This window comes from Lysinibacter sp. HNR (genome assembly GCF_029760935.1).
Classification (GTDB): Bacteria; Actinomycetota; Actinomycetes; order Actinomycetales; family Microbacteriaceae; genus HNR.
In genome coordinates, this window is sequence record NZ_CP121684.1 from 1505604 (window position 1) to 1522971 (window position 17368).

Sequence of the window (17368 nt, forward strand, 5' to 3'; positions counted from 1 at the left end):
CATGACACAAACGACACCCAGTATGGCAGCATCCGCTACAGCCAAAGAGTCAACCGGCAGTGAACAGCACGGAATGAAGGCCCACTCGGATGGTGGATGGACGGTAGTCCCCGTGCAGGTTCGCTCAGAGCGCTACACGTCATTCGAGGTAGCCGACTTTGCTCGAGTCACGGGGCGCGAGGCTACCTGGAAGCTCACTCCCGTTGATCGTATTGATGCTCTTCTGCACTCCGATCTTGAGGGATCGCGCTTTGAATACAGCGCGCAGAGTGTGGAGGGCATCTCGCTCTCGTGGGTTCCGCGTACGGATGCCCGCATCGGCACCGCAGGAAAACCCGAGGAACGTGGTTCGGCTAACGCCTGGACACACTTTACGGAGGCTCTCCTCATCGAGGTGATGGGCGAGCAAGACAAGGTAATCAACGTTACACGTCGCGACCTGGGTAGCATTCCTCGCGCCGCACACATTGTGATTAGCGCGGCCCCCCTGAGCCGGGGCACGGTTATCATTGAAAACTTTGGAAGCGCAGAGCTCAGCGAAAATGTTGAAATCATTGTGGGGGAGCAGGCAGAACTCACGGTTGTCACGAGTCAGGAGTGGGCAGATGACGCACACCACCTGGCCACCCACTTTGCCGCAATCGGTCGCGATGCCAAACTCAAGCACATTGTTGTTTCTCTGGGCGGTGACGTGGTACGGGTTAACCCGTCCGTACATCTCAAAACCGAAGGCGGGGATATCGAGGCGCTGGGGGCATACTTCAGTGATGCCGGCCAACACCTGGAGCAGCACGTCTACATCAATCACAACGCCCCACACACCAAGAGCCGAGTAACCTACAAGGGCGCGCTCCAGGGTGAGGGTGCACGAACCGTATGGATTGGTGACGTTCTCATTCAGCAGAACGCCACGGGAACCGACTCCTACGAACAGAATCGAAACCTGGTTCTGAGTGATGGCACCCGGGCCGACTCTATTCCCAACCTCGAGATCCAAACCGGTGATATCGAGGGTGCCGGTCATGCCTCGGCCACCGGGCGCTTTGATGACGAGCAGCTTTTTTATCTCCAGTCCCGCGGAATCGCGGAAGCTGAGGCACGTCGTCTTGTTGTGCGTGGCTTCTTGCTGGAGGTGGTGCAGCGTATTGGTAACGAAGAACTCGAAGAACGTCTCAACCTTGCAATTGAAGAGTCTCTTAACCGATCTCTCATCATGGCTAGTGAGGCTCGGTAGCTAGGTGTCTGTTACACGCGTATGCTCGGTTGACGAGCTCACCACTAATCAGGCGCGGCGAATTGTTCTTGAGGGCGTCGCTATCGCCCTGGTAAAAGACTCCGCCGGCGAGGTTTACGCCATCGGTGACACCTGCACCCACGGCGACATCAGCCTCTCGGAGGGCTTTGTCGAGGGAGACACTCTTGAGTGCTGGGCTCACGGTTCAGCATTTTCCCTCAAAACGGGTCAGCCAAAAACGCTACCCGCCTACGAACCCGTACCCGTTTATGAAGTCACGATTCAAGACGGCAACATTTTTATTGACCCCACTGTAACGAAAGAGATAACGGAATGAGCTCAGTACTGGAGATTAAGAACCTTCACGTTAGCGTAGAAACCGAGCAGGGGAGCGCGCAGATCCTCCGGGGAGTTGACCTCACCATTAAGCAGGGTGAAATTCACGCCGTGATGGGGCCAAACGGCTCGGGAAAATCAACCCTGGCCTACACCATTGCGGGACACCCGAAGTACACGGTTGACGAGGGGGCGATCACTCTCGATGGCGAAGATGTCCTTGAGATGTCCGTGGATGAGCGTGCCCGTGCCGGACTTTTCTTAGCTATGCAGTACCCGGTTGAGATCCCGGGTGTTACCAACACTAATTTCTTACGCACGGCCAAGACCGCAATCGATGGGGAAGCTCCCGCAATCCGCGGATGGGTAAAAGACGTTCGTGAGGCCATGGACAACCTTAAGATGGATCGTGCATTTGGAGAGCGCAACGTTAACGAGGGCTTTTCGGGGGGCGAGAAAAAGCGCAACGAGATCCTTCAACTGGAGCTGCTCAAGCCCACGTTTGCTGTTCTTGATGAGACCGACTCCGGCCTAGACGTTGATGCGCTCAAGATCGTTTCCGAGGGGGTTAACCGCGCTCACCAAAAGAATAACCTTGGGCTCTTGCTGATCACGCACTACACGCGTATCCTACGTTATATCAAGCCTGATTTTGTTCACGTTTTTGTTGAGGGTAAGGTAGCCGATCAAGGCGGTCCCGAACTCGCAGACCGCCTTGAAGAAGAAGGCTACGATCGCTACCTCACCCCCTCCGTTTAGGATCTAGGAGAGCACATGTCTACAACGGTAACTTCTCTCGCCCCAGACTTTTACGAGCAGGCTATCGAAGCGCTCAAAGACGTCTCGGATCCTGAGCTGGGGGTCAACATTGTTGACCTCGGTCTTGTGTATGACCTGGGCTGGGATGAAGAAAATGAGGCCCTTGTCATTAGCATGACACTCACCTCCGCCGGTTGTCCTCTCACCGATGTGATTGAGAACGATGTTGCGGAGGCCCTTGACGGGTTGGTTCGCGCTTTCCGCATCAATTGGGTGTGGATGCCACCGTGGGGGCAGGAAAGAATCACCGATGACGGACGCGACATGATGCGTGCCCTGGGGTTCTCAATTTAGCTCTATAAACTATGTGTTTGAGCACCAGTCTCACTGAGGCTGGTGCTCAAACATGCTTAAGACTTTACCTGGGCGCTACCGAGCCCAACACCGGAAAGGAAGCACCGCACCACTATGCTTGCCGTGGAAAACGTTGCGATTGACGTTGGAGCCCGTCGACTCATGTCCGAGGTGAGTTTTCGAGTTGCACCCGGTGACAAGATTGGCTTAGTCGGCCGAAACGGTGCGGGAAAGACAACGTTAACAAAGCACCTTGCGGGAGATCTGCAACCCTCGGAGGGCAAGATCACTCGTGGGGGCGAGGTGGGCTACCTTCCGCAGGATCCGCGCTCGGGTGATCCCGAGCAGCTTGCGCGCACTCGCATTCTTGATGCGCGTGGATTGGGGCAATTGCTCTTGGGAATCGAAAAAGCCTCGCTTCAAATGGGCGATTCAAATCTCGCTATCGCTGATCGGGCAATGAAAAAGTACGCTCGACTCACCGATCAATTCACGGCGTTGGGAGGTTACGCTGCTGAGGCCGAGGCCGCATCAATTGCAAGCAACCTGAACCTTCCCGATCGTATTCTGAACCAACCGCTGAGCACCCTCTCCGGTGGTCAGCGTCGCCGCATCGAATTGGCGCGTATTCTTTTTTCTGACGCGGAGACGTTAATTCTCGATGAGCCCACCAACCACCTGGATGCAGATTCCGTGGTGTGGTTACGGGAGTTCCTGAAGAACTACCGCGGAGGGCTCATCGTGATTACTCACGATATTGAGCTGGTGGGTGAAACGGTTAACCGAGTTTTTTACCTGGACGCTAATCGTCAACATATTGATATCTACAATATGAACTGGAAAAACTATCAGAAACAACGCGCGGCTGATGAGGAACGTCGCCGAAAAGAGCGCAGCAACGTCGAAAAAAAGGCCAGCGCACTGCAGTTACAGGCCGCGAAGTTTGGGGCTAAGGCTTCAAAAGCGGCTGCAGCTCATCAGATGGTTGCCCGCGCCGAAAAGATGCTTGCCGGGCTTGATGAGGTCCGAGCCGTAGATAAAGTGGCTAAGCTTCGTTTTCCGGATCCGGCCCCCTGTGGCAAAACTCCGATCATGGCACAGAACCTGTCGAAGAGCTACGGCTCACTCGAGATTTTTGCGGGTGTTGATTTGGCTATCGATCGTGGGTCAAAGGTCGTTGTGTTAGGTCTTAACGGAGCGGGTAAGACCACCCTGCTACGCCTCCTTGCCGGCGTGGACAAGCCCGATACGGGCACAATCGAGGCAGGGCACGGATTGCGCGTGGGGTATTACGCACAGGAACACGAAACCCTTGATGTGACCCGCAGTGTGCTGCAGAACATGATGAGTGCTTCCCCGGATATCACCGAAACACACGCTCGTAAGGTGCTCGGGTCCTTTTTGTTCACCGGTGATGACGGTTACAAGCCCGCTGGGGTTCTTTCAGGCGGTGAAAAAACACGACTGGCCCTGGCTATGCTGGTTGTTTCCGCCGCTAATGTATTGCTGCTTGATGAACCCACAAATAACCTCGACCCTGCCAGCCGCAGCGAAATTCTCGATGCCCTGGCCCACTATAGTGGTGCCGTGGTGCTCGTCTCGCACGACGAAGGGGCGGTGCAGGCGCTTAATCCGGAACGGGTACTCATTATGCCCGACGCGGTTGAGGATCACTGGAACAAAGATTATCTAGAGCTCATCGAGCTTTCCTAGCTTCAACTAACGAAAGTTTGCCTCGTCCAGAATCTTGTCCTCGACGTCCGCGTCGGTCTGCTTTTGCGCGGCTCTTATGCGTCGCTTTTCGGCGCGTTTCTTCTCGTCTGGGCGGTCTGCGTTTATTGATCGAAATTCCTGTCGGGCAGCCCAACCAAGTCCCACAAACCCCATAATGGCAAAAAGATACCACTGCAGTGCGTAAGACAGGTGAGGGCCCTCGTCCCGCTCTGGTTTTGCCGCCTTTTGTGGGGCACTTTCAGGACTTGGGTTTTCTGATATCAACACCCCGTACGCTTCGGTAAACGTGGGGAGTTCCACTCGTTCCGCCAGATCGGGTAGGTGGATGGTAGCAATTTGACCGTCGCCCGCAGACCTATTCGGGAGCGTGGGTTCCCCAGCTTTAAGCCGAGCATCAATACGAACGATTCCCTCCGGGGGTGCGGGGACGTTATCGGGGGAGTCCTGGGCTGAGCCTGTGGGTACCCAGCCCCTATTAACGATAAAAACGTTGCCATCTTCTAGTCGGAGAGGGACCAACACCTCGAAGCCGGGGTTTCCGCTCAGGGGTCGATTACGCACAAGTGTTTGCTGATCGACCAGATAGGTCCCCGTTGCAGTAACGGTGCTCCACTTGTCTTCCTCATCGCTGTAGGAGGTCAGAGTGGGGAGGATGGTTTCAAGGGGAACCGCCGGGGCGTCGTAGTTTGCGTCGATACGCATGATTTCGGCCCGTGCTTCGGCCCGACGAGCAAATTGCCACTGACCCAGCAACACACACACAAGAGCAAAAACAATGGTGAGCGCCAGATATCCCGCCCAGCGACGGGAGAGGAGAAAGCGCCATCCATCAATCATTCGTCATTGCCGTTCATTGTGCTAGGTGTTTGAGACATCACCGAGCGGTACAACCCGTACCGGAAAGGATCGCGCCCGAAGAAAATCTGTGAGAAACTCGGAGTGTTCGTCACACGCAAGCCATACTTTCACACGGTCTTCGGTATGAATTTTGGGATTACGCCATTCAATTCTATCCCGGGCGGTCTGACTGCATCCTGCGCGCGAGCAGGTAAACTGAGGGGGTTCTTCGCTGCCCAGCATGCCAAGAAGATTGGGGCCACTCACTATTATACTTCCTCGTCGTGGGACTTGTGCACAGGACTATCCACCACGATAAGGGTGTTGCTGCCCGGCTCTTTACGAGAATCGGTATGGGTTCCCTGAGAAATCGCTGAGGGCTCGGGGCGTTCGGCTTGGGCGGCGGATGGGTTTCCTACATTGGCGATAATAACCGCAAAATATGGAAGGATAACGGCTCCGATGGCGCAAATAACCATCCACCATCCCTGAACAAACGGGATGGCCAGAAGGCACGCAAAACGTATACCCATCGTGATGACGTAGTTTCGCATACGATGCGTTCGATCGGTCTCTGGGTCTGTCGAAACAGAAGTGGCTGTATATTGGGGCTTCATCATGTATGTGATTAGTTGGAGATAACCAGTTTACGCCCTATGCTTGGGGACTGTCCTCATAAACACGAAAGGATTTTTATGACTACGCCCCGTACTGTTCTTGTCACCGGAGGAAACCGCGGAATCGGTTTTGCGATTGCTCAGGAACTCATTGCTCAGGGGCATCGTGTTGCGGTTACCGCACGCTCGGGAAAGGGCCCGGAGGGCAGCTTAACGGTTGCTGCCGATGTGAGTGACTCGGACTCAATTGATCAAGCCTTTACCGCTGTTGAGCAGCAACTTGGCCCCGTAGAGGTGGTTGTTGCCAACGCGGGAATAACCAAAGACACGCTATTGATGCGCATGTCCGAAGAAGATTTTATCGACGTTGTTGATACCAACCTCACCGGTGCTTTTCGTACGGTTAAGAGAGCCTCTAAGTCCTTTTTGAAACAGCGTTTTGGCCGTGTTGTTTTTATTTCCAGTGTTGTGGGACTCTACGGCGGCGCGGGGCAGGTAAACTATTCTTCCTCGAAGGCGGCGCTGGTGGGTTTTGCTCGCTCCCTCACTCGCGAGCTTGGCGCGCGAGGCGTCACAGCCAACGTTGTTGCTCCCGGGTTCATCGAGACAGATATGACGGCGAGTCTCCCCAGCGAGCAGCAGGATGAATACCGCCGAGCGATTCCCGCCGGTCGCTACGGTCAGGCCTCCGAGGTTGCCAAAGCCGTGAGCTGGTTGGCCAGCGACGATGCGGCCTACATCTCCGGTGCGGTAATTCCTGTTGATGGTGGGCTGGGCATGGGACACTAACTTTGCTTCAATAGGCACTCAACGTGGGGAATAACCCCGGCTAGGTCAAGCGCTTCTATAACAACGTCTGCTTTCTCCTGCACGATGGGTTTTGCATTGTAGGCAACCGCGAGCCCCGCAACAGCCATCATGGCAAGATCATTTGCCCCGTCACCAATCGCTACCGTTCGCGAGAGGGTGACCCGGTGTTTCTGGGCCCACTCCCGAAGTGCCCGCGCCTTTGCCTCCGCATCAATGATCGGGCCGATCAGATTGCCGGTGAGAAGACCGTTCTGAACCTCAAGACGGTTAGCCCGCCACTCGTCAAGAGATAGTTCAACGGCTAGCGGGTCGAGGAGTTCGTGGAATCCCCCCGACACAACAGCAACAACCCCTCCACTGGCATGAATAAAGCTCACGAGTTCCCGCATTCCCCGGCTAATTCGAATGCGCTCATACACTCGGTGAAAAGTGTCCTGTGGCAACCCCCTGAGGGTGGCAACCCGTTCCGTGAGGCTCCGGGTAAAATCAAGTTCGCCACGCATCGCCCGATTCGTAATATCTGCAACCTCCTCGAGGCTACCCGCTTCCTCCGCGAGAAGTTCGATCACCTCGTCTCTAATGGTGGTAGAATCAGCGTCAAGTACAACAAGGAACGGTGCGGTCATAGGTTTTTCTGCTTTCGCCGGGTCATCAATCTGTCTGCGTCTTGTCTTTCAGACTCTTCTGCGACACCGAGTAAAGAGCGCGGTGGAGCCTGGATGTGTCGGTAAGCTTATGCCATGTCTGCTGTTCTTGCTTTCTCTCATGTCTCTTATGTTCGTAACGGTAATCACATCCTTGACGATATTACCTGGGACGTTCAGGCCGATCAGCGCTGGGTGATTCTTGGGCCAAACGGTGCGGGAAAAACTACGCTGCTTCGTCTCGCCACCGGACACGATTTCCCCACGACAGGGAACGTTGACATATTGGAGAGCCGTCTGGGTCGGGTGAACATCTTTGAGCTTCGTACACGTCTAGGATTTTCCTCCTCCGCACAGGCCAAGCGTATCCCGTTTCATGAGACGGTACTTAACGTGGTGCTGACCGCTGCCTATTCTGTGGAGGGCCGATGGAACGAGCGCTACGATGAGCTTGATCTGAGACGCGCCAAGCGTGTCTTGCTCGAGTGGAATCTGGATGAACTAGCGGAGAGATCTTTTGGTACGCTGAGTGACGGAGAGCAGAAGCGTGTCATGATTGCCCGGGCCGTCATGACCGATCCGGAACTCTTATTGCTGGATGAGCCCGCCTCAAGCCTCGACCTGGGGGCCCGTGAGCGGCTATTGCAGCTACTGAGTGGCTATGCAAGCTCCCCGGTGTCGCCCGCAATGGTCATGGTTACCCATCACGTTGAAGAGATTCCTCCGGGCTTTACCCACGCTATGCTCCTTTCCGGTGGCAAAGTTGTGAACCAGGGTCCCCTCGATAGCGTACTGACTGCAGATAACCTGAGCCAGACATTTGATCTGCCTTTTGAGCTTGTCACGACTAATGGTCGTTACACTGCACGTGGGCTATAGCTGTCTGATCGCGCTGATTGCAACGCGAGTTGCGTCAGCAATAAGCGCGTTATTAAACGTAGCGTCCTGAGTGGCGCGGGACGACAGAACGGCAAGCACAATCGGTTGTGAATCCGGTGGCCAGACGATACCGATATCATTTCTTGTGCCGTAATCGCCCCCGCCGGTTTTATCTCCTACTTTCCAGCCCTGTGGAACGCCCGCTCGGATCAGTTCGTCTCCGGTAGTATTTCTCACCAGCCAGTCAACAAAGATTACTTTTTTCTCTTCCGAAAGGGCCGTGCCGAGGGCATATTCTCGTAGAGTTTGTGCCCACGCTCGGGGGGTGGTGGTATCGCGGACCTCGCCCGGTATTGCCGTATTAAGCTCAAGCTCATAGCGTTCCATTTGGGTCGTGTTATCACCCAGGGTACGCAGTGCGCTTTCTAGCCCCTTGGGCCCACCAAGAATGCTACGCAGGAGAAGGTTTATCGCGGCATTGTCGCTGTAGCGCACGGTTGCATCACAGAGTTCGCGAATCGTCATACCTGTTGCAAGGTGCTGTTCGGTAATTGGTGAGTGCTCCACTAGATCTTCTGCTGCGTACCTGATGACCTCTTCGAGCGAGGCAATTTCGCGCTGCCGCACAACCTCGGCCGCTGCAATGGCTTTAAACGTTGAGCAGTAGGCGAATCTCTCGTCGGCTTGAAACTCAATGCTTTTTCTCGACCCCGTATCCACGGCATAAACCCCCAAACGCGCTTCATATTGTTGTTCAAGCTGCCGAAACTTTTTATCTGTTCCAGGTGCCGGTGATTCTTCCTCTGACTGTTGTGTTCCTGAACCACGGGTGTTCCGGCTAGGGGTTGTTGCAGCGCAACCAACAAGTGGAATGCTCAGGGCTAGGGAAAGAGCCGTTCTACGAGTCATATGATTTGTCATTTACGCAGTCTAGGAGAGAAAAACGAGTATAAACCTCAAATTTTCTGTTATTTAGCCGTGCATTAGTTTTTGTATTAGGTGGACAAATCGCGTGTCTTAGCGAGAGAAAACTGACGAAAGGGAAGAGCATCTGCTAAAGTAGATAGCTGGCCCTCGGCCTCAAAAACTTATGTGCCCACCGTGGGTAGCATGACCCATAACCAGCAAAGGATTATCGGATGAAGACAGCAATCCACCCGGAGTACAAGGCGGTAGTGTTCCGCGACCTAGCATCGGGGGCAACGTTTCTTACTCGTTCAACCGTAACCAGCGAGAAAACCATCGACCTTGACGGTGTAACATACCCCGTTATCGACGTTGAAATCTCAAGCGAATCGCACCCGTTTTACACGGGTAAGCAGCGGATCCTTGACTCTGCCGGACGCGTAGAGAAGTTTAACCAGCGCTTTAAAGGGTTTGGTGCGTAAGCACTAAAAACCCCAAAATAGTGGGGGCCGGACGCGATCATACGCATCAGGCCCCCACTTGTGTGCCCGTGCAAACAGGCATAGAGCAACAAGGCTAGAGCCGCTCGGGCCAGGCTCCGTCAGCAACAAATTGTGGGTTGCGCCGTCGCATATATTCTTGGAAGTTTTCTGCCTGCTCCTGCGCCCAAACAACCTGACTGCGGTGAATCTCCTCGAGGTCTTCGGGAATCTTTGACACGTACCTGGCCGCAATCTGCTGCATGACCCGTCCGCTCGCAATGGCGTCTTCTCCCGCGTCGTGTGCACTGCCCAAGACAACCCCGTAGTGCATGCAAGCTGCCTCGAGCGTTCTTTTGCCCTTGCGATAGCGATCCACCGCTTTATCAATAATGAGGGGATCAAGTACGGGAGCGGGGGCCGCGAGGGGTTCTATCCCGTACCTGAGGGCTTCGTAACGAATAACATCAAGGTCGTAGGGCGCGTTATAGATCACGAGGGGGAGTCCGCGTAAAAAAAGCTCACGAATACGATCTAGTATTTGGCCTATGCCCGTTGCGGCGTCCATTCCGCCGGCTACCGCCTGCGCCGTTGTAACACCGTGAACGGAAGTGGCTCTTTCAGGAATCTCGACACCCGGATTAATAAACCAGTCGTGCCGTTCGGTTACAGCCCCCTGTGCATCTAAAACCGCAAGTGTAGCGGTGACGACACGGGCCTCGGAGGTGTTAATTCCCGTGGTTTCGGTGTCAAAGACGGCGAGATTTTGGCACCAGAGAGGCACAGAGTTTTCAGTCATACATCTACTCTAGGGGCAACCTCAGACACAGATCGATTTCATGAGTAAGAGATTACCAGGAGGTTTTATCCTGGAATTGCGTAGACTTACAGCGATGACATCCCACAATACTCCGGCTGAGGGACTAGCCGTTTCCCATAACCTCGCCCCGGATGACACTCTCAGAAAGCTGATCGGCACGCAGCGCACGATTGAGATTCGTAACGCTCGGGGAATGCCCATACATCACACCAGCTATTGGGAATACCCGCCCGCTACCCCTACCAAAAACGGTTCTTCGGTGGCAACCATTGTTCTGATACACGGGTTTCGAGGGGACCATCACGGGCTGCTTTTGATTGCGGCCCGGTTGCCTCAGTATCGTCTCATCGTTCCCGATCTGCCGGGGTTCGGGACATCACCCGCTTTTCTCCGGGGTCAGCACAATATAGAGGCCTACGCTGAGTGGCTCAAGGCTTTTGTCGGCGCGGTGAGCGAAGCAGACCACGCGCTCTATCTGCTGGGGCATTCTTTTGGCTCAATTATCTGCTCGGCGGCCGTTGCCGCCGGTCTCAGGCCGGACAAGCTCTTCCTGGTTAACCCGATTGGAGCACCTGCGCTGAGTGGTCCGCGTGGTGTTCTGACTAGATTGGCGGTATTTTACTATTGGCTCGGGGCTAAACTTCCCCAGAGGTTGGGATATGCGTTTCTCACCAACCGATTAATTACCAGGCTTTCAAGCGTTGCAATGGTAAAAACACGGGATAAACAATTGCGACGCTGGATTCATCATCAACACGATCTCTACTTCAGCGCTTTTGCCAGCAGAGAGGTTGTCCTGGAGTCTTTTCGAGCGTCGGTGAGTCACGACGTGAGCGAGTTTGCACAAGATATTCCTGTGTCAACCGTTCTTATCGCGGCCGACCGAGACGACATCACAGCGATATCCGCGCAAAAAAAAGTGGCGCGACGCTTTGTCCGGGGAAAGCTAGAAATTATTGAGGGTGTGGGGCATCTTGTTCACTATGAAAAACCCGCCGTGGCAGCCCAGATTATCCGGGATTTTATTGAGGCTCCGTAACACGCGCAGTAGCGATAGAGCGCTCTAAGCCCTCAAGAAACTCGGTGATGCCGGACTCTACCCGGAGTGCAGCCCGGGAATCGCCCTTGGTTGTCCCACGATTGACGATGATGATGGGCTTATTTTCGCGCCGGGCCTGTTCCAAAATACGAATTCCCGTGTTAACCGCGAGCGAGGAGCCGAGAACTAAGAGACCGGATGCCTCGCTCACGATGGCCTGCGCCGCAGAGAACTTTTCAACAGGAACAACCTCACCAAAGTAAACAACGTCCGGTTTCAACATCCCGTCACACACAGAACAGGTGGGCACCTGAAAGAAATCAACATTGGTTACGTCGGCATCCCCATCGGGAGCAAGAGAAACAGCCGTGTCCTCGCCAAATCGTGGATTACGTTCGCGGAGCTGAGTCTCAATCTTGGCACGGCTGAAGATCTGGCCGCAGGAGAGACATCGGATTCGATTCATCGATCCGTGCACGTCTACAACTCTCAACGAACCGGCACGGGTGTGCAGATTATCGACGTTTTGCGTAATAACACCGTTAACCACACCTGCCGATTCGAGTCTGGCTAGCGCCCGATGACCCTCGTTCGGAACAATGGTTGTAAAAGTAGACCAGGCCCTGTGGCTACCCGCCCAGAAGCGTTTGCGATAGGCCTCGTCACCCAAAAACTGTGACACCGACATCGGATTTCGCGGAGGCGCACCCTCGCCACGGTAATCAGGTATACCCGAGTCTGTGCTGATGCCTGCACCGGTGAGGACCGCCCAGGGACCCTCAGAGAGGGTGGTCAAGATCGAGGTGTACGCGCTTTTAATCACACTGCATAGTAACGTTTTTCTGAACAGAATATTCCCTACTGCCACCGCGATGCTCGAACTCCTCTAGGGGGATCAGCGGATATTCTAGGGAGATGCGCCCGATTCCCATCGCCGAACTCAATGTTCCCGAGCTAGCCTACTTCTCTCAGCTCACTGACGTAAAACTACGCCGCGTCACGGAGCCCGAGCAGGGGATTTATCTCGCCGAGGGAAATAAAGTGATGGCACGATCGCTTGCGGCAGGTCATCAACCCTTGGCCGTCCTCACGGAGGAAAAATGGCTGGACGATATTAAAACGATGTACTCCTCCTATCCGGATCTACCCGTTTATGTGGGACAGACCCGGGTAATCGAAGAACTTACCGGGTACAACGTGCATCGAGGATCACTCGCGGCGGTGAAACGCCCCACTGAACCACAACCCGAGACGCTACTTCGTGACTCTCGGCGTGTGATTATTCTCGAAGACATTGTTGACCATACGAATGTTGGTGCCATTTTTCGCTCGGTTGCCGGGCTGGGGGCCGATGCCGTTTTTATCACACCGCGCTGTGCGGATCCGCTCTATCGACGGAGCGTTCGGGTGAGCATGGGTACGGTATTACAGATTCCCTGGACTCGTTTTCCGGATTGGGAACAGGGTCAACGGCTGCTCCATGAACAAGGATTTCACATCGCTGCTCTGGCTCTTTCGGAGACGGCGGAGACCCTCGATAGATTTGCTCAACACAACCACGATCGAATCGCTTTTGTCGTTGGCACGGAGGGGGATGGCCTCAGTCATCAGGCCTTAGAGGCGGCCGATACCGTCGTCACGATTCCCATGCGGGCAGAAATCGACTCGCTCAATGTTGCCGCCGCTTCGGCCGTGGCCCTGTGGGAGTTGCGGGTGCGGAAGTAGCCCCGTCACGCACACTTATTCCTGCGGAAAGACCGCCCTGGCTTCCGGGCGCTTGGGGAGTATATGATCTCCCGAAGACTGATGTCGAATACGACGTATAACCCAGGGCACCAGGTATTCGCGTGCCCAAGAAATATCTTCTCTGCGGGCTTCTCGCCAGGAGTGAGCAGGAAGCGGCTCCGGGCGCATGGGGACAAGGTCGTTCTCAACGTTGAGAGCTTCAAGAACAATCCTCGCCACCGCGTGGTGTCCAAGCGGATTGAGGTGCAGGCGGTCGGGGGCCCACATGCGGGCATCTGGAAGCTCATCGCTGGCCCACTGGTCTGCCACGATGCAGTCGTAGCGGTGGGCGATCTTACGCACGTTCTCGTTGTAGATAGCAACTTTGCCGCGAATGGTACGAAATACGGGGGAAAAGCCGACGTCGACCGCGGTAAAAAGAACTATTGTGGGATTATTAGCGCTGAGGCGAGCAATAGCTGATTCAAACTTCGCCGCTACCGCATCGGGATCCGAGCCGGGACGAATCACGTCGTTACCTCCGGCAGAGATGGTGATGAGGTCTGGGCGCAGATCGATAGCGGGATCAATCTGTTCCTCGATAATCTGGTCTACGAGCTTCCCTCGGACGGCCAGGTTAGCATAGACAAAGTTATCTGTTTTTTCGTTAAGAACCTCAGCAACACGGTCAGCCCATCCTCGATTTCCACCGGGGCTGCTTGGCTCAGGGTCTCCGATGCCCTCGGTAAAAGAATCCCCGAGAGCAACGTAACGGGACCACGGGTGTTTTTGCGTCATCTATTTAGCCTCCTAATACATACCAGGGTAGTGGAAGTGTGCATGGGTTTCAGCTATTGAGGGTATCCTTGTAGGTCGTGACTAACGCGCAACCCATAGCAGATGGCCCAGGGCATGCTCCCGGCACACACGCCGCCGAGCACCTTTCACCTGCCTTTCCCGCGCGTGCCCCCTGGGGGACAGCGGCACACCTCAGAGCCTGGCAGGAAGAAGCTCTTAACGCATACTTTCAGAGTGAACCGCGCGACTTTTTGGCCGCCGCAACTCCCGGCGCGGGCAAAACCACTTTCGCCCTACGTCTGGCGGCAGAGCTGCGGGGTAGGGGAACGATTGACCGTATCGTGGTGGTGGCACCCACCGAGCACCTGAAAACTCAGTGGGCAAATGCCGCCTCACGCGCGGGTATCCGGTTAAATCCCCTCTTTAAAAACAGTGACGCACACATTCAACGGCCCTTTGACGGGGTGGCCCTCACCTATGCCCAGGTCATCATGAAACCCGAGCTCCATCAGCGTCTTGTAGCTGAACGAAACACCCTGGTGATACTGGACGAAGTACATCACGGCGGTGATACGCTCAGCTGGGGTGACGGCATCCGCGAGGCTTTTGAGCGAGCTAAAAGACGCCTTTCACTCACGGGAACACCGTTCAGATCAGATACCGCTCCCATTCCGTTTGTTGAATACGCTCCTGACAAGAACGGCATCCGAGTATCTCTCACGGACTATAACTACGGGTATGGCCGCGCGCTCAAAGACGGTATTGTTCGTCCCGTAATTTTTATGGTGTATGCCGGACTCATGCGGTGGCAGACCAGCACCGGCGATCATATGGAGGCACGCCTCGGCGAGGGAAACACCAAAGACATCACCTCTCAGGCCTGGCGTACGGCCCTCGACCCCGAGGGTGAGTGGATGAACTCGGTCCTGAGCGCAGCTAATAAGCGACTCTCCGAGGTGCGCCTGAGCGTTCCAGACGCCGGGGGATTGGTGATTGCCACCGATCACGCCGCGGCTAGAGCATACGCTGCAATGCTACAAAAAATAGTGGGGGAACCCGTTGCGCTCATCCTGTCCGATGATAAGCAGGCCTCTGAAAACATCGACAAGTTTTCTCAAGGTAGCTCACGCTGGATGGTAGCCGTACGCATGGTGTCGGAGGGGGTAGATGTCCCTCGGCTTTCCGTTGGGGTCTACGCGACCTCATCGGCGACCCCGCTCTTTTTCGCACAGGCAATCGGACGCTTTGTAAGGTCCAGGAGACGCGGAGAAACTGCCTCGGTTTTTATCCCCAACGTTCCCAGCTTGATGGCCCTTGCAGCTGAAATGGAGTTGGAACGAGACCACGCTCTTGATCGGCCACCCTCAGATGATGCTGAAGGCAACCTCTGGAGCGAAGAAGACGCAATGGTGGCCTCAGCGAACCGCGAAGAGAGGGCTTCAGAGGAGCTCACTCGGGAGTTCCAATTCACCGCGATAGAATCTGATGCACACTTTGATCGTGCACTCTTTGACGGCGGAGAGTTTGGCGGCTACGCAGATATTAACAGTGAAGAAGAACTCGATTTTATCGGGCTCCCGGGCATCCTTGAACCTGATCAGGTAAAGGAATTACTTATTCAACGCCAGTCCCGCCAGGCAAAACGTTCGGCTGAGAAGCGAGGCAAAACGGAGCACCTGAGCGAGGTTGCGGAGGCACCGGAGCCCCTCTACCGTACGCTCAAGGAGCAGCGAAAATTGCTCAGCAGTCTGGTGGGAATGTACGCAAAGATTTCGGGAGAACCGCACGCAATGATTCACGCGGAACTTCGTCGGCTCTGCGGGGGCCCGCCGGTGCCCCAGGCCAGTGTTACCCAGATCCAATCGCGAATCGCCCTACTGCGGAAAAGACTTAATCACAGTCACTAGTTTTTCCTCACTCTGTGTTGTTTCTAGGTCTTCTTTCATAAACAGGTGGTTTGAGTCGGCTACTCTTTGCTGAAAGAGCTTCTAACCATTTGGATAACTATGCTGAATAAAACATCGGGGGTCGAGTCGAATACGACGGAGCCTGCCTCTCACCACAACGATCGGATCAACCGCGCTGACCGATTAAGAAAACGAAAGTTTTGGAGAAGGCGTGCTACCGCGCTTCTTCTCGTCTTAGGTGTGGGTTACATTATTTTTGCACTCAGCGCACCGCTGCCGGCTCTGCGCATAGAGGGCGCTATAAGCGCAAGCTTCGTGAAGGCCTCTCCGGCCACTCCCGCGTGGCCGGAACCTACGACCGGAGCTTCGGCGGCGCTCGGAGTACTGAATAAAGACCAAATCCTGACAAGCTCCACGGACGATATGCCGCGTCCCATGGCGAGCATTACCAAGGTTGTTACGACGCTGGTGGTTCTTGAAGCTCAGCCTATTACGGGCGACGAGGCGGGGCCAGCCATCGCCTTTAGCGACAAAGATTCTTCCATTCGGGATCGAATCGCGGGCGAGAACGGAAGTACCCTCCCCGTCTTTCCGGGACGTTCCTTAAGCGAGAGAGAACTGCTCACCGGAGTATTGGTGGCCTCCGCAAATAACTACGCGGAGCAAATTGCTGTTTGGGCTTACGGGTCTGTTGAGGACTACTTAACGGCGGCACAAGAATGGCTTGTCAAAAATGGTCTCACCTCCATACAGGTTGTTGATCCGACGGGCCTTGATCCCCAAAACGTGGCTTCGCCCGGTGATCTGATCCGTTTGGCTAAGATCGCTCTGGAGAATCCTGTGGTGAGCGAGCTTGTATCCTTAGAGACCGCTAGCATTCCGCTGGTTGGGACGATTGAAGCAACAAACACCCTTCTCGGACGAGACGGGTTTCGAGGGGTCAAAACCGGCACTCTAGACGAGTCCGGCTATTGCTTACTCTTTGCGCGGGATCTCTCTATTGACGGCGAATCCGTAACGGTTGTTGGGGTTGTGATGGGGGCAGAGAGCAGGGGCATTCGGGATGATCTTGCTCTACAGTTGGGCTTGAGTCTCGACGATAATCTGGTACGCGAAGAGGTTATAGGTGAGCGGAACAAGGTTGCCGCCCTCACCTCCGCGTGGGATGAGACTGTTGACGTCGTCACAGAAGCTTCTGTGTCAACCATCTTGTGGAATGGCGAGGGCGTTACCACGTCTTACGATCTGACCGGCCCTCATCGCACGGTTACCAGGGGCGAGGAGGTGGGGGTAGCCACCACAGCCCCCAGCACGGCGCCTGTGAGACTGATTACCACCGATGAGATAACGGCTCCGGGCTTTGGTTGGCGCCTGAGTCATCCTTTTGATCTGCTCTCAGGGTTGTGGAACAGAGGATAATACATGCTATAAATGCATGTATTAAATATGCATTAATATCTTTATATCAAGTTTCAATATGTAAGATTCTT

General features: G+C 54.9%; 20 protein-coding genes. 12 read left to right on the plus strand and 8 right to left on the minus strand.

Going from position 1 to position 17368, the window contains the following annotated elements:
- Window positions 1-73 precede the first annotated feature (73 nt).
- From sufD to FrondiHNR_RS06790, 5 genes are all read left to right on the plus strand, one after another.
- Complete coding sequence (gene sufD / locus FrondiHNR_RS06770) at window positions 74-1234, plus strand: Fe-S cluster assembly protein SufD (protein WP_279354491.1); 1161 nt, start codon at window positions 74-76, stop codon at window positions 1232-1234.
- 4 nt (window positions 1235-1238) lie between these two features.
- On the plus strand, window positions 1239-1571 hold the full coding sequence (locus FrondiHNR_RS06775) for a non-heme iron oxygenase ferredoxin subunit (protein WP_279352029.1): 333 nt from the start codon (window positions 1239-1241) through the stop codon (window positions 1569-1571).
- Window positions 1568-2329: a Fe-S cluster assembly ATPase SufC gene (sufC, locus tag FrondiHNR_RS06780; RefSeq protein ID WP_279352030.1), complete on the plus strand. Its 762-nt coding sequence runs from the start codon at window positions 1568-1570 to the stop codon at window positions 2327-2329. The genes FrondiHNR_RS06775 and sufC overlap by 4 nt, the downstream gene beginning before the upstream one ends.
- Before the next feature lie 15 nt (window positions 2330-2344).
- On the plus strand, window positions 2345-2683 hold the full coding sequence (locus tag FrondiHNR_RS06785; RefSeq protein ID WP_279352031.1) for a metal-sulfur cluster assembly factor: 339 nt from the start codon (window positions 2345-2347) through the stop codon (window positions 2681-2683).
- Window positions 2684-2797: 114 nt separating this feature from the next.
- Window positions 2798-4396 (plus strand): ABC-F family ATP-binding cassette domain-containing protein, encoded by a 1599-nt coding sequence (locus FrondiHNR_RS06790; protein ID WP_279352032.1) that lies wholly within the window; start codon window positions 2798-2800, stop codon window positions 4394-4396.
- A 6-nt stretch (window positions 4397-4402) separates the two neighbouring features.
- Here the strand turns inward: FrondiHNR_RS06790 and FrondiHNR_RS06795 are convergent, their stop codons facing one another.
- From FrondiHNR_RS06795 to FrondiHNR_RS06805, 3 genes are read right to left on the minus strand one after another with little or no spacing between them, the layout of a single operon-like run.
- Complete coding sequence (locus FrondiHNR_RS06795; protein ID WP_347567089.1) at window positions 4403-5254, minus strand: SURF1 family protein; 852 nt, start codon at window positions 5252-5254, stop codon at window positions 4403-4405.
- A gap of 21 nt (window positions 5255-5275) precedes the next feature.
- Window positions 5276-5497, minus strand: a complete 222-nt coding sequence (locus tag FrondiHNR_RS06800) for a hypothetical protein (RefSeq protein ID WP_279354493.1) — start codon at window positions 5495-5497, stop codon at window positions 5276-5278.
- Between the two features lie 26 nt (window positions 5498-5523).
- Window positions 5524-5874: a DUF3099 domain-containing protein gene (locus FrondiHNR_RS06805; protein ID WP_347567090.1), complete on the minus strand. Its 351-nt coding sequence runs from the start codon at window positions 5872-5874 to the stop codon at window positions 5524-5526.
- Between the two features lie 75 nt (window positions 5875-5949).
- Between FrondiHNR_RS06805 and fabG the strand changes: the two genes are divergently transcribed.
- The gene (fabG, locus tag FrondiHNR_RS06810) at window positions 5950-6660 is read left to right on the plus strand and encodes a 3-oxoacyl-ACP reductase FabG (protein ID WP_279352033.1); all 711 of its coding nucleotides are present in this window, start codon (window positions 5950-5952) and stop codon (window positions 6658-6660) included.
- Here fabG and serB read toward each other — a convergent pair.
- Entirely contained in the window at window positions 6657-7307 is a 651-nt protein-coding gene (gene serB, locus FrondiHNR_RS06815; protein WP_279352034.1) for a phosphoserine phosphatase SerB, read from the minus strand. The two genes, fabG and serB, sit on opposite strands and share 4 nt — an antisense overlap.
- 114 nt (window positions 7308-7421) lie before the next feature.
- Between serB and FrondiHNR_RS06820 the strand changes: the two genes are divergently transcribed.
- Window positions 7422-8204: an ABC transporter ATP-binding protein gene (locus FrondiHNR_RS06820; protein WP_279352035.1), complete on the plus strand. Its 783-nt coding sequence runs from the start codon at window positions 7422-7424 to the stop codon at window positions 8202-8204.
- On the opposite strand, the gene bla is transcribed toward FrondiHNR_RS06820, so the two are convergent.
- Window positions 8199-9125, minus strand: a complete 927-nt coding sequence (bla, locus tag FrondiHNR_RS06825; RefSeq protein ID WP_279352036.1) for a class A beta-lactamase — start codon at window positions 9123-9125, stop codon at window positions 8199-8201. The genes FrondiHNR_RS06820 and bla overlap by 6 nt on opposite strands.
- 218 nt (window positions 9126-9343) lie before the next feature.
- Here bla and FrondiHNR_RS06830 point away from each other — a divergent pair, with 218 nt between their 5' ends.
- Entirely contained in the window at window positions 9344-9592 is a 249-nt protein-coding gene (locus FrondiHNR_RS06830; protein ID WP_279352037.1) for a type B 50S ribosomal protein L31, read from the plus strand.
- A gap of 94 nt (window positions 9593-9686) precedes the next feature.
- Here the strand turns inward: FrondiHNR_RS06830 and FrondiHNR_RS06835 are convergent, their stop codons facing one another.
- Window positions 9687-10388, minus strand: coding sequence for an exonuclease domain-containing protein (locus FrondiHNR_RS06835; RefSeq protein WP_279352038.1), 702 nt, complete (start codon window positions 10386-10388; stop codon window positions 9687-9689).
- 94 nt (window positions 10389-10482) lie between these two features.
- On the opposite strand from FrondiHNR_RS06835, the gene FrondiHNR_RS06840 reads away from it, so the two are divergent.
- Window positions 10483-11448: an alpha/beta hydrolase gene (locus FrondiHNR_RS06840; protein ID WP_279352039.1), complete on the plus strand. Its 966-nt coding sequence runs from the start codon at window positions 10483-10485 to the stop codon at window positions 11446-11448.
- Here the strand turns inward: FrondiHNR_RS06840 and FrondiHNR_RS06845 are convergent.
- Window positions 11432-12271 (minus strand): Sir2 family NAD-dependent protein deacetylase, encoded by an 840-nt coding sequence (locus tag FrondiHNR_RS06845; RefSeq protein ID WP_279352040.1) that lies wholly within the window; start codon window positions 12269-12271, stop codon window positions 11432-11434. The two genes, FrondiHNR_RS06840 and FrondiHNR_RS06845, sit on opposite strands and share 17 nt — an antisense overlap.
- A 92-nt stretch (window positions 12272-12363) precedes the next feature.
- Between FrondiHNR_RS06845 and FrondiHNR_RS06850 the strand changes: the two genes are divergently transcribed.
- Window positions 12364-13173: an RNA methyltransferase gene (locus FrondiHNR_RS06850; RefSeq protein ID WP_279352041.1), complete on the plus strand. Its 810-nt coding sequence runs from the start codon at window positions 12364-12366 to the stop codon at window positions 13171-13173.
- Between the two features lie 15 nt (window positions 13174-13188).
- Here FrondiHNR_RS06850 and FrondiHNR_RS06855 read toward each other — a convergent pair whose 3' ends face one another.
- Window positions 13189-13971, minus strand: coding sequence for an SGNH/GDSL hydrolase family protein (locus FrondiHNR_RS06855; protein ID WP_279352042.1), 783 nt, complete (start codon window positions 13969-13971; stop codon window positions 13189-13191).
- A 77-nt stretch (window positions 13972-14048) separates the two neighbouring features.
- On the opposite strand from FrondiHNR_RS06855, the gene FrondiHNR_RS06860 reads away from it, so the two are divergent.
- The gene (locus tag FrondiHNR_RS06860) at window positions 14049-15878 is read left to right on the plus strand and encodes a DEAD/DEAH box helicase (RefSeq protein ID WP_279352043.1); all 1830 of its coding nucleotides are present in this window, start codon (window positions 14049-14051) and stop codon (window positions 15876-15878) included.
- Window positions 15879-15977: 99 nt separating this feature from the next.
- Entirely contained in the window at window positions 15978-17297 is a 1320-nt protein-coding gene (locus FrondiHNR_RS06865; RefSeq protein ID WP_279352044.1) for a hypothetical protein, read from the plus strand.
- Window positions 17298-17368 lie beyond the last annotated feature (71 nt).

Bases quoted from the DNA above. Each gene is read 5' to 3' on its own strand.
- sufD (WP_279354491.1), top strand. From the start codon at position 74: ATGAAGGCCCACTCGGATGGTGGATGGACGGTAGTCCCCGTGCAGGTT.
- sufC (WP_279352030.1), top strand. From the start codon at position 1,568: ATGAGCTCAGTACTGGAGATTAAGAACCTTCACGTTAGCGTAGAAACC.
- FrondiHNR_RS06785 (WP_279352031.1), top strand. From the start codon at position 2,345: ATGTCTACAACGGTAACTTCTCTCGCCCCAGACTTTTACGAGCAGGCT.
- FrondiHNR_RS06790 (WP_279352032.1), top strand. From the start codon at position 2,798: ATGCTTGCCGTGGAAAACGTTGCGATTGACGTTGGAGCCCGTCGACTC.
- FrondiHNR_RS06795 (WP_347567089.1), bottom strand. From the start codon at position 5,254: ATGATTGATGGATGGCGCTTTCTCCTCTCCCGTCGCTGGGCGGGATAT.
- FrondiHNR_RS06800 (WP_279354493.1), bottom strand. From the start codon at position 5,497: ATGCTGGGCAGCGAAGAACCCCCTCAGTTTACCTGCTCGCGCGCAGGA.
- FrondiHNR_RS06805 (WP_347567090.1), bottom strand. From the start codon at position 5,874: ATGATGAAGCCCCAATATACAGCCACTTCTGTTTCGACAGACCCAGAG.
- fabG (WP_279352033.1), top strand. From the start codon at position 5,950: ATGACTACGCCCCGTACTGTTCTTGTCACCGGAGGAAACCGCGGAATC.
- serB (WP_279352034.1), bottom strand. From the start codon at position 7,307: ATGACCGCACCGTTCCTTGTTGTACTTGACGCTGATTCTACCACCATT.
- FrondiHNR_RS06820 (WP_279352035.1), top strand. From the start codon at position 7,422: ATGTCTGCTGTTCTTGCTTTCTCTCATGTCTCTTATGTTCGTAACGGT.
- bla (WP_279352036.1), bottom strand. From the start codon at position 9,125: ATGACAAATCATATGACTCGTAGAACGGCTCTTTCCCTAGCCCTGAGC.
- FrondiHNR_RS06830 (WP_279352037.1), top strand. From the start codon at position 9,344: ATGAAGACAGCAATCCACCCGGAGTACAAGGCGGTAGTGTTCCGCGAC.
- FrondiHNR_RS06835 (WP_279352038.1), bottom strand. From the start codon at position 10,388: ATGACTGAAAACTCTGTGCCTCTCTGGTGCCAAAATCTCGCCGTCTTT.
- FrondiHNR_RS06840 (WP_279352039.1), top strand. From the start codon at position 10,483: ATGACATCCCACAATACTCCGGCTGAGGGACTAGCCGTTTCCCATAAC.
- FrondiHNR_RS06850 (WP_279352041.1), top strand. From the start codon at position 12,364: ATGCGCCCGATTCCCATCGCCGAACTCAATGTTCCCGAGCTAGCCTAC.
- FrondiHNR_RS06855 (WP_279352042.1), bottom strand. From the start codon at position 13,971: ATGACGCAAAAACACCCGTGGTCCCGTTACGTTGCTCTCGGGGATTCT.
- FrondiHNR_RS06865 (WP_279352044.1), top strand. From the start codon at position 15,978: ATGCTGAATAAAACATCGGGGGTCGAGTCGAATACGACGGAGCCTGCC.